Source organism: Streptomyces sp. NPDC005402 (genome assembly GCF_040606575.1).
Lineage (GTDB): Bacteria > Actinomycetota > Actinomycetes > Streptomycetales > Streptomycetaceae > Streptomyces.
The window spans coordinates 249,261-259,600 of the sequence record NZ_JBEXFB010000013.1; the positions used below are offsets into that span (position 1 = coordinate 249,261).

The window sequence follows — 10,340 nt, forward strand, 5'->3', positions numbered from 1 at the left end:
ACTACGCTGACCGCATGACCGATCAGCCGCGCCGCCGACTCGTCCTCGCCTCCCAGTCCCCCGCCCGGCTCAATCTGCTGCGGCAGGCCGGACTCACCCCCGAGGTGATCGTCAGCGGGGTCGACGAGGAGGCCGTCAGCGCCCCCACCCCCGCCGAACTCGCCCTCGCCCTCGCCGAGGCGAAGGCCTCCGTCGTGGCCGCGAAGCCCGAGGTCAGGGGCGCGCTGGTGATCGGCTGCGACTCGGTGCTCGACCTGGACGGCGAGGCGCTGGGCAAGCCGGCCGACGCCGAGGAGGCGACGGCCCGCTGGAAGGCCATGCGCGGGCGCGCGGGCACCCTGCAGACCGGCCACTGCGTCTACGACACCACGAGCGGCCGGTATGTCTCGGCGGTCGCCTCCACCGTCGTCCGTTTCGGCGAGCCGACCGACGACGAGATCGCCGCGTACGTCGCCTCCGGCGAACCCCTCTACGTCGCGGGGGCGTTCACCCTGGACGGCCGTTCGGCCCCGTTCATCGAGGGCATCGACGGTGACCACGGCAACGTGATCGGTCTCAGCCTGCCGCTGCTGCGCCGGCTGCTGGCCGACCTGAGTGTCGGCATCACGGAGTTGTGGGCGCCGGCGGAGGCGTGAGCGGCGAGCCGGCGGCTCCCTGAGGGCCGTCCGGCTCCCCGGGGCCACCCGCGCCCTGCGGGTCGTGCGGCTCCGCCGTGACCGGCCCCGGCTGCTTGTCGTAGGTCACCAGCACGAGCACGATCAGCCCGAGCATCACGATCATGAAGAGGAACTGAGGCAGGCCGAGCAGGGCCCAGGCGGCCGCGCCCAGCACCCCGTGCACCACTGCGGCGCTGACCAGCAGGACCCGGCCGAGCCCGGCGGGCTGCCGGTCGCGCACCGCCACCAGCAGGGCGACCAGCGCGCACAGCGCGAAGTAGAGGCCGAAGACGATCCCGCCGATCTTCGACGACATCGACATCGCGTCCGGGTCCAGACCGGCCAGCGACATGTTCTGCGCGTCGACGAGAGTGCCCATGATCCAGTTCAGCAGCGCCACGCCGAAAGCCTCGACGAAGAGGACGACCGCCACGACCCACGCCACCGGTCTGCGTATCACCGGTCCCCACCCACTTTCGAGCCGTGCTCTTGGCACCCGACGTACGTTCAATACAGCGCGAACGCTACTAACGGGTAAACCTCGGGACAAGGGTTCGGCCGCGGGCAAAGAATCATTGGGCCATTCGTAGGGACTCCACAAAGAATCGGAGTGGTCCGCAGCACGCTCTCACAGAGACCTTGGCCACAGAGGAGGGCTAGGGTTTCCGGGAGGAGTCCTGCGTACCGAGGTGCGACAAGGGATTTCGCGCGTCGTACCGGCGCGCATCACGCTCCGTGTGGGGAAGCTCACCACAGGGGACGGGTCGAAGAGCCGTGTCGGCAGTCCCTAAACTCGGCTTGTTTCAAGGAGGGAGCCTCAATCGTGCGCAAGGTGCTCATCGCCAACCGTGGCGAAATCGCTGTCCGCGTTGCCCGGGCCTGCCGGGATGCCGGTATCGCGAGCGTTGCCGTGTACGCCGACCCGGACCGGGACGCTCTGCATGTCCGCGCCGCGGATGAGGCGTTCGCCCTGGGCGGTGACACCCCGGCCACCAGTTACCTGGACATCGAGAAGGTCCTGGGCGCCGCGCGTGAATCGGGCGCGGACGCCATCCACCCCGGCTACGGCTTCCTGTCCGAGAACGCCGAGTTCGCGCAGGCGGTCCTGGACGCGGGCCTGATCTGGATCGGTCCGCCCCCGCAGGCCATCCGCGACCTGGGTGACAAGGTCGCCGCTCGGCACATCGCCCAGCGCGCCGGCGCCCCCCTGGTGGCCGGCACCTCCGACCCGGTCTCCGGCGCCGACGAGGTCGTGGCCTTCGCGGAGGAACACGGCCTGCCCATCGCCATCAAGGCCGCCTTCGGCGGCGGCGGCCGCGGCCTGAAGGTCGCCCGCACCCTCGAAGAGGTCCCCGAGTTGTACGACTCCGCGGTGCGCGAGGCGGTGGCCGCCTTCGGCCGCGGCGAGTGCTTCGTCGAGCGCTACCTGGACCGCCCCCGGCACGTGGAGACCCAGTGCCTGGCCGACAAGCACGGCAACGTGGTCGTCGTCTCCACCCGTGACTGCTCCCTGCAGCGCCGCCACCAGAAGCTGGTCGAGGAGGCCCCCGCGCCCTTCCTCTCCGACGAGCAGGTCGCCGAGCTGTACCGCGCCTCCAAGGCGATCCTGAAGGAAGCCTCCTACGAGGGCGCCGGCACCTGCGAGTTCCTCGTCGGCCAGGACGGCACCATCTCCTTCCTGGAGGTCAACACCCGCCTCCAGGTCGAGCACCCGGTCACCGAGGAGGTCGCCGGCATCGACCTGGTGCGCGAGATGTTCCGCATCGCCGACGGTGAGGAACTCGGCTACGGCGACCCCGAACTGCGCGGCCACTCCTTCGAGTTCCGCATCAACGGCGAGGACCCGGGCCGTAACTTCCTGCCCGCCCCCGGCACGGTCACCACGTTCGAGGCGCCCTCCGGCCCCGGTGTGCGCCTGGACGCGGGCGTGGAGTCCGGCGCGGTCATCGGCCCGGCCTGGGACTCCCTGCTGGCCAAGCTGATCGTCACCGGCGCCACCCGCGAACAGGCCCTGCAGCGCGCCGCCCGCGCCCTGGAGGAGTTCCAGGTCGAGGGCATGGCCACGGCCATCCCCTTCCACCGCAAGGTGGTCACCGACCCGGCGTTCGCTCCCGAACTGACCGGGTCCAGCGACCCGTTCACGGTCCACACCCGCTGGATCGAGACCGAGTTCGTCAACGACATCAAGCCCTTCACGGCCCCGACCGACACCGAGGCCGAGGACGACGCGGACCGCGAGACGATCGTCGTCGAGGTCGGCGGCAAGCGCCTGGAGGTCTCCCTGCCCTCCTCCCTCGGCATGTCCCTGGCCCGCACCGGGCTCGCGGCGGGCGCCAAGCCCAAGCGCCGGGCCGCCAAGAAGTCCGGCCCCGTCGCCTCCGGTGACACACTCGCCTCCCCGATGCAGGGCACGATCGTCAAGATCGCGGTCGAGGAGGGCCAGGAGGTCAAGGAGGGCGACCTCGTCGTCGTCCTCGAAGCGATGAAGATGGAGCAGCCTCTCAACGCCCACAAGGCCGGCACCATCAAGGGCCTGTCCGCTGAGGTCGGCGCGTCCATCACCTCGGGCGCGGCGATCTGCGAGATCAAGGACTGAGCGCACCTCGTACGCCTTGTGCCCCCGCGGCATCCCGAGGCGCCCCGCGGACCGGAGCAGTCGGTCCGCGGGGCGCCTCGCTTCCCCGTCCCCCGAGACGGTGGTCTTCAGGCGGTCCGCGTCCAGCCGGTGCCGTGCCGGACGAGGGCGAGACCGGCGAAGCCGAAGCCGACGGCCGCCATGACGAAGGACAGCGCGGTCAGGAGCCCGATGCCGATCACGAATCCGGCGACGTTGAGCGGCATGGACAGGATCAGCAGCCAGGCCGCCCAGGCCGGGACCACGCGGCCCTTCAGCAGGGCGACGCCGAGCAGGATCGCGCCGACGACATGGGCGGCGACGAAGTAGAGGATCGGGCCGTTCACCACGGCGAGTTCGTCGACACCGTCGGCCACCCGGACCAGGGAGTCCTGGCTCACGCCGTTCCCGAAGGCCCCGAGCGCGACGATGTCGAGGTTCGGTGTGGCGTTGATCGCGGTCAGCCCGGTGCCGAAGAGGACCGCGCCCCACAGGCCCAGCCGGGCGGAGCGGGACACGGCGAGCAGAGCCACGCCGACCAGGCCGGGCAGGAACAGCACGGTGCCCACCGTCCACAGCCACGCGGACAGTTCCATGGCTCCCTGGTGCGCGGCGATGTCCCGGGCGATCTCCTTGCTGGAGGCGTCCGTGTCGTACGGCGCCACGAGACCCGCCGCCGCGAACATCAGGGGGCCGAGGCCGGCCGCGATCGCGGCGAGGAGGCGGGCGGTGCCGGGTGTGGCGTTCTCGGCGGTGGCCGTGGGCGTGCGTGCCGGTGTGGTGGTCATACGAGTCCCCCTTGGCGGCCTGCCCCCGTGCGGAGCGCCTTACGTCAGTGAAGCGAGAGGGGGTGACCGGTGACCATCCCTCAATTCTGAGGGGGTCGCGACATGTCGTGTCGGTCCGTCCGGCTGTCCTTCTGGGCCGTCCGGTCCGTGAGCAGGCCCAGGTCGCGCCCCCGGCGCAGCAGGGCGGCGGTGTGGCCGGCCTCCAGCTTGCGGTGCAGGGAGGCGATGTAGCCGCGCACGGTCGCGGGGGACAGCCGCATCCGGCGTGCCGTCTCCGTCGGCGTACGGCCGTCGTGGAGGTGGACGAGGGTGCGGTGCTCCTGCTCGGTGATGCCGAACAGCCGGGCCACGGCGCGGGCGCGGGAGAGGTCGTGGAGGAGGAGCAGGGCGGGCAGGCCGGGGGCGGCGGGGAGGTGCCGGACCTCGATGTGGCGGGCGGTGAAGGAGACTTCGGCGGTGAGGCGGGGGTCGTCGCGCAGGGCGGTGAGGAGTTCGGCGGCGACGGCGTTGAGGGGGTGGGGGCGGCCGGTGCCGTCGAGGCTGGCGACTCCGCAGCCGTGGCCCTCGGCGAGGCGCAGGGCGGCGGCGGAGAGGGTGGCGAGGCGCTGCCGTTCGGCCAACTGGTGCTCCACCACGCCCAGTTGCAGCTGGGCCAGGCCGAACAGGTCGCGTTCGCGTGGGGTGAAGTCGGCGTGCGAGCGGACCAGCGCGTAGCCCTCGACGGCGGTCGCGGTGTCCGTCCCTCCGGTTGCGACGAGGTGGTGGCGCAGGCCGAAGGGGCGGAAGTCGAGGTTGTAGCAGTGGGTGCGCCGCCACTGGCGCTCGCCGGCGACGTCGCTGACGCGCCAGGCGCCGGGGGTGACGGTGTCCAGCATCAGGTCGGTCAGGGGGTGGTCCAGGGGATGGTCGTAGATCACCATCGGGTCGGCGTGGAAGGAGTCCGCGGGCACGTTGAGCACGAAGACCTCGCGCCCGTCGAGCGGCAGCCGGTACCGCTGTCCGGCGTCGGCGGGCACGAGCCGCATCACCGCGGTCAGCGCCCGCTCCCACAACTCCTCCGGCCGGGCGGCGTCCGCCAGTTCCCGCCCCAGCTCCACCACACGACGCGCGTCCGCCGCGCTGATCTCCATGCCACTCTCCCGGCGCCGCTCTCGCCAGAGATATCCCTTTGGGGACCTTGGCTCCCCCTTGAGAAGAACCTACGGCTTCCAGCCGCTACGGGAAGCGTCCCGCACGGATCGCCGGGGTTGAGCGGAGGACCGACGGGGGCGCGCGGAAGGCGAGTTGAGCCGGGGCGGAGCGCACGAGGCTGAACCCGGGCAGCCCCGCGAGTGCCGAGCTCCTCAAGATCCCGCGCGCCGACGGCGGTTCCGCAAGACACGCAGCCCTCCCGAGACGCCGACCCCGTCAACGGCCCCGCGCACCTCCGGCCGACCTCGGTCATGCCGCACGACAACCCCGCCCCCGCGTACCGGGAGCGGCGGCCTCCACCTCACGGCGCACGAACGCCACGACGACTCCGGCCCCGCCTACTGGCGCAGGCTTGCAGCGGCGGCCCGCATCCCACGGAGGAGGAACCGGCACGACAACACTGCGCCCCACCAACCTGCACGCTTTAGAGCGGCTCCCCGCACCCCACAGCGAACGAACCCGCACGACAGCCCCACCCGGCGTACCACCACCGCCTGGAGCGGCCACGCCATCCCCCGACGGACGAACCCGCACGCCAACCCACGGGCCCGAGCGGCTCCCCGCACCCCACAGCGAACGAACCCGCACGACAGCCCCGTCCCCGCCTACCCGCACCGCCCGGAACCGCCGCACACCTCCAGCCGCCCCACCCCACGGCGGACGCGAACCGCACGACAACACCAGCCCCCCCGCCCACCGGCACGGGCTTGGAGCAGCCCGCCGCATCCCACGGCGGACGAACCGCACGACAACCCCGCCCCGCAAACTGAGACCGCCTCAAGCAACCCGCACTCCCGAAGCAGCCCCGCCTCCCCGGCCCCGCCCCTCAAGCCCCGCCACGAGGCATCGCCCCGTCGGATGGCCTCAGCGGCGTCGCAGGTCCGCCACCCGTGCCCGGTCCGCTCCCGGTGTCGGGTCGCCCAGGGCTGTGGCCGTTCGGAGAGAGGGACCCGCCGACGGGAGCTGGCCGCGGCGGGGGCCCGGCACGGGCACGTCCCGGCGCTGTTGCTGCCGCGCCGGGACCTGATCACCCCCAGGGGCTCCCGACGCGCCGGCCACCGCGATCTGCACCCCCTGGTCGGCGAGCGCCTGGAGCTCCGTGCCGGCCCGGTCGTCGTGGGCCGGGGGCTCGTCCGTGACCAGGCGGGTGATGACGTCCGTGGGCACGGTCTGGAACATCGTGTCGGTGCCGAGCTTGGTGTGGTCGGCGAGGACCACGACCTCCGCGGCGGCCTGCACCAGCGCCCGGTCCACGGACGCCGACAGCATGTTGGACGTGGAAAGACCGCGCTCGGCGGTGAGCCCGCTCCCGGAGATGAAGGCCCGGGAGACCCTGAGCCCCTGGAGCGACTGTTCCGCCCCCGAGCCCACCAGGGCGTAGTTGGAACCGCGCAGGGTGCCGCCGGTCATCACCACTTCCACCCGGTTGGCATGGGCGAGCGCCTGGGCCACCAGCAGGGAGTTGGTCACGACGGTCAGTCCGGGGACCCGGGCGAGCCGGCGTGCCAGTTCCTGCGTGGTCGTACCCGCCCCCACCACGATCGCCTCGCCTTCCTCGACGAGACTCGCGGCGAGATCGGCGATGGCCGTCTTCTCGGCGGTCGCGAGATGTGATTTCTGCGGAAAGCCGGACTCTCGCGTGAACCCGCCCGGCAATACCGCACCGCCATGCCGGCGGTCGAGGAGTCCTTCTGCCTCCAGTGCGCGCACGTCCCGCCGTACGGTCACTTCGGAGGTCTGGACGACGCGGGCGAGCTCACGGAGCGACACAGCCCCATTGGCTCGCACCATTTCGAGGATCAATTGGCGACGTTCTGCAGCGAACACGAAACTGACAGTAACGCGGGCGACCGTCTGCTTTCAGCTGTTTGCGCCGAATAGCAGAAGATGTTCGCACGGCAGGGTGGGAAGTGGTATAGGGCCTAATCCCCCCGCCTATGCCGCGCGAATGGTCGGCAACTCCCTGTGACCAGGCAGGAATCACTTTCGGCCGTCAGGCCCCGCCGGTCTCCTTGCGTGTGTGCAACTGCCGCGCCACCTCGGCGATCGAGCCCGAAAGGGAGGGGTAAACGGTGAACGCGTTCGCGATCTGTTCGACCGTCAGATTGTTGTCGACCGCGATCGAGATGGGATGGATCAGTTCCGAGGCGCGGGGCGCGACGACGACACCGCCGACGACGATCCCGGTGCCCGGCCGGCAGAAGATCTTGACGAAGCCGTCGCGGATGCCCTGCATCTTGGCGCGCGGGTTGCGCAGCAGCGGAAGCTTCACGCTCCGGGCGTCGATCTTCCCGCCGTCCACGTCGGCCTGCGAATAGCCGACGGTGGCGATCTCGGGGTCGGTGAACACGTTGGACGAGACCGTCTTCAGGTTCAGCGGGGCCACCGCGTCGCCGAGGAAGTGGTACATGGCGATACGCCCCTGCATGGCGGCGACGGAGGCCAGCGCGAAGACGCCCGTCACGTCACCGGCGGCGTACACACCGGGAGCCGTCGTCCTGGACACCTTGTCGGTCCAGATGTGCCCGGACTCGCGCAGCTTGACGCCCGCTTCCTCCAGCCCCATGCCGGCGCTGTTCGGAATGGCACCCACGGCCATCAGACAGTGCGACCCGGTGATGACCCGCCCGTCCGCCAGCGTGACCTCGACCCGGTCCCCGACCCGCTTGGCGGACTGGGCGCGGGAGCGCGCCATGACGTTCATGCCGCGGCGGCGGAACACGTCCTCCAGCACGGCGGCGGCATCCGGGTCCTCACCCGGCAGCACCCGGTCACGGGACGACACGAGCGTCACCTTGGAGCCGAGCGCCTGGTAGGCACCGGCGAACTCGGCGCCGGTGACACCGGAGCCGACCACGATGAGCTCTTCCGGCAACTCGGTGAGGTCGTAGACCTGGGTCCAGTTGAGGATGCGCTCGCCGTCGGGCTGGGCGTCGGGAAGCTCACGGGGATGACCGCCCGTGGCGATCAGCACGGCATCGGCGACGAGCGTCTCCTCGCTGCCGTCGGCGGCCCCCACGACGACCTTCCGCGACCCGTCTAGGGCCTGCATGCCCTCGAGACGGCCACGCCCGCGCAGCACCCGGGCACCGGCCCGCGTCACCGACGCCGTGATGTCGTGCGACTGGGCGAGGGCGAGCCGCTTCACACGCCGGTTGACCTTGCCCAGGTCCACGCCCACCACCCGCGCCGCCTGCTCCAGCGGCGGGGTGTCGTCGGCGACGATGATGCCGAGCTCTTCGTACGACGAGTCGAAGGTCGTCATGACCTCGGCCGTAGCGATAAGGGTCTTCGACGGCACGCAGTCGGTCAGCACCGACGCTCCGCCCAGGCCGTCGCAGTCGACGACGGTCACCTCCGCGCCGAGCTGGGCGGCCACCAGGGCCGCCTCGTATCCGCCGGGTCCGCCACCGATGATCACGATCCGAGTCACGTACTCCATTCTCCCGCACGACCCGGGGTGCCACGGCCTGGGGGGCACCCCGAGACGCCACTGTTACGGGAGAGACACCGGGGAAGGCTGCCGTACCCTCAACCCATGTCGCTCTACGCCGCCTATGCCGGCAACCTCGACGCGCGGCTGATGACCCGCCGCGCCCCGCACTCGCCGATGCGCGCCACGGGGTGGCTGACCGGGTGGCGGCTGACCTTCGGGGGCGAGCACATGGGCTGGGAGGGCGCCCTCGCGACGATCGTCGAGGACCCTCTGTCCCAGGTGTTCGTGGCGCTCTACGAGATCGCCCCCGCCGACGACGAGTCGATGGACCGCTGGGAAGGCGTGGGCCTGGACATCTACCGCCGCACGCGCATGCGGGTCCACACCCTGGAGGGTGAGGAGCACGCCTGGACGTATGTCCTGAACGGCTACGAGGGCGGCCTGCCCTCCGCCCGCTACCTGGGAGAGATCGCGGACGCGGCGGAGTCCGCGGGCGCGCCCCACGACTACGTCATGGAACTCCGCAAGCGCCCCTGCTGAGCGGACACGCCACCCGCGTCACCCGGTTGGTTGGAAACGACAAGACAACGATCGCCATCCCGTCAGCTCTGTCATCTACGCGCGTAGGCCCGGACCGGCTACCCTCATGCGCGTGAACGCATCTCTTCTTCCGGACGACATCCAGGGCGACCCGCACGCCGCCGCCGACGCCGCCGCCGCGCGCCTGCGCGAACTGACCGGCGCCGAGACCCACGACGTCGCCCTCGTGATGGGCTCCGGCTGGGCACCGGCCGTGGACGCCCTCGGTACCCCCGACGCCGAGTTCCAGGTCACCGAGCTGCCCGGTTTCCCGCCCCCGGCGGTGGAGGGACACGGCGGCAAGATCCGCTCGTACCGGATCGGTGAGAAGCGGACCCTGGTCTTCCTCGGCCGCACCCACTACTACGAGGGTCGCGGCGTCGCGGCCGTGGCCCACGGCGTGCGCACCGCGGTCGCGGCCGGCTGCAAGACGATCGTCCTCACCAACGGCTGCGGCGGCCTCCGCGAGGGCATGCGCCCCGGCCAGCCGGTCCTGATCAGCGACCACATCAACCTCACGGCGACGTCCCCGATCATCGGCGCGAACTTCGTCGACCTGACCGACCTCTACTCGCCCCGCCTGCGCGCCCTGTGCAAGGAGATCGACCCCACCCTGGAGGAGGGCGTCTACGCCCAGTTCCCCGGCCCGCACTACGAGACCCCGGCCGAGATCCGCATGGCCCGCGTCATCGGCGCGGACCTGGTGGGCATGTCGACGGTCCTCGAAGCGATCGCCGCGCGCGAGGCGGGCGCGGAGGTGCTGGGCATCTCGCTGGTGACGAACCTCGCCGCGGGGATGACCGGTGAGCCGCTGAACCACGAGGAGGTTCTTCAGGCGGGCCGCGACAGTGCGACCCGGATGGGTTCACTCCTGGCGCAGGTTCTCGGCCGCATCTGAGACTCGCGACAGGGAACGCCACGGGATGTCGTTCCCCGCGCCCCTGGGGAGTGGCAGTGAACGCCCGCCACGACGGACCGCCGGCCGCGTACGGCGCGCAGGGGACGGGGTGGGGGGTGCCCGCCCGCAGCGGCCGGCGTCCGTCACCGAGCCCCTCTGAAGCAGCCGAGCCGCCGGA

Annotated in this window: 9 protein-coding genes; 4 read left to right on the forward strand and 5 right to left on the reverse strand. The window is 71.5% G+C overall.

What is annotated here, in order from left to right; translation table 11 throughout:
• Nucleotides 1–14: 14 nt before the first annotated feature.
• A complete protein-coding gene (locus tag ABZT02_RS25890) occupies nucleotides 15–635 on the forward strand; it encodes a nucleoside triphosphate pyrophosphatase (protein ID WP_356021187.1) in 621 nt (206 codons plus the stop codon).
• Here the strand turns inward: ABZT02_RS25890 and ABZT02_RS25895 are convergent.
• On the reverse strand, nucleotides 604–1,116 hold the full coding sequence (locus ABZT02_RS25895) for a hypothetical protein (protein ID WP_356021190.1): 513 nt from the start codon (nucleotides 1,114–1,116) through the stop codon (nucleotides 604–606). The genes ABZT02_RS25890 and ABZT02_RS25895 overlap by 32 nt on opposite strands.
• 363 nt (nucleotides 1,117–1,479) lie before the next feature.
• On the opposite strand from ABZT02_RS25895, the gene ABZT02_RS25900 reads away from it, so the two are divergent.
• Complete coding sequence (locus ABZT02_RS25900; protein ID WP_356021192.1) at nucleotides 1,480–3,252, forward strand: biotin carboxylase N-terminal domain-containing protein; 1,773 nt, start codon at nucleotides 1,480–1,482, stop codon at nucleotides 3,250–3,252.
• A gap of 107 nt (nucleotides 3,253–3,359) precedes the next feature.
• Here the strand turns inward: ABZT02_RS25900 and ABZT02_RS25905 are convergent, their stop codons facing one another.
• From ABZT02_RS25905 to ABZT02_RS25920, 4 genes are all read right to left on the reverse strand, one after another.
• Nucleotides 3,360–4,058: a hypothetical protein gene (locus tag ABZT02_RS25905; RefSeq protein ID WP_356021194.1), complete on the reverse strand. Its 699-nt coding sequence runs from the start codon at nucleotides 4,056–4,058 to the stop codon at nucleotides 3,360–3,362.
• Between the two features lie 80 nt (nucleotides 4,059–4,138).
• Complete coding sequence (locus ABZT02_RS25910; RefSeq protein ID WP_356021196.1) at nucleotides 4,139–5,188, reverse strand: helix-turn-helix transcriptional regulator; 1,050 nt, start codon at nucleotides 5,186–5,188, stop codon at nucleotides 4,139–4,141.
• Between the two features lie 925 nt (nucleotides 5,189–6,113).
• The gene (locus tag ABZT02_RS25915; RefSeq protein ID WP_356021198.1) at nucleotides 6,114–7,076 is read right to left on the reverse strand and encodes a DeoR/GlpR family DNA-binding transcription regulator; all 963 of its coding nucleotides are present in this window, start codon (nucleotides 7,074–7,076) and stop codon (nucleotides 6,114–6,116) included.
• A 166-nt stretch (nucleotides 7,077–7,242) separates the two neighbouring features.
• Nucleotides 7,243–8,691, reverse strand: a complete 1,449-nt coding sequence (locus ABZT02_RS25920) for an NAD(P)H-quinone dehydrogenase (RefSeq protein WP_356021200.1) — start codon at nucleotides 8,689–8,691, stop codon at nucleotides 7,243–7,245.
• A gap of 96 nt (nucleotides 8,692–8,787) precedes the next feature.
• On the opposite strand from ABZT02_RS25920, the gene ABZT02_RS25925 reads away from it, so the two are divergent.
• Nucleotides 8,788–9,225 (forward strand): gamma-glutamylcyclotransferase, encoded by a 438-nt coding sequence (locus tag ABZT02_RS25925; RefSeq protein ID WP_356021202.1) that lies wholly within the window; start codon nucleotides 8,788–8,790, stop codon nucleotides 9,223–9,225.
• 112 nt (nucleotides 9,226–9,337) lie between these two features.
• Nucleotides 9,338–10,162, forward strand: a complete 825-nt coding sequence (locus ABZT02_RS25930) for a purine-nucleoside phosphorylase (protein WP_356021205.1) — start codon at nucleotides 9,338–9,340, stop codon at nucleotides 10,160–10,162.
• The last annotated feature ends 178 nt before the right edge of the window (nucleotides 10,163–10,340 follow it).

What these genes read in the sequence shown, in the direction of transcription:
- ABZT02_RS25890 (WP_356021187.1), top strand. Translation starts at nt 15, where the DNA reads ATGACCGATCAGCCGCGCCGCCGACTCGTCCTCGCCTCCCAGTCCCCC.
- ABZT02_RS25905 (WP_356021194.1), bottom strand. Translation starts at nt 4,058, where the DNA reads ATGACCACCACACCGGCACGCACGCCCACGGCCACCGCCGAGAACGCC.
- ABZT02_RS25910 (WP_356021196.1), bottom strand. Translation starts at nt 5,188, where the DNA reads ATGGAGATCAGCGCGGCGGACGCGCGTCGTGTGGTGGAGCTGGGGCGG.
- ABZT02_RS25920 (WP_356021200.1), bottom strand. Translation starts at nt 8,691, where the DNA reads ATGGAGTACGTGACTCGGATCGTGATCATCGGTGGCGGACCCGGCGGA.
- ABZT02_RS25925 (WP_356021202.1), top strand. Translation starts at nt 8,788, where the DNA reads ATGTCGCTCTACGCCGCCTATGCCGGCAACCTCGACGCGCGGCTGATG.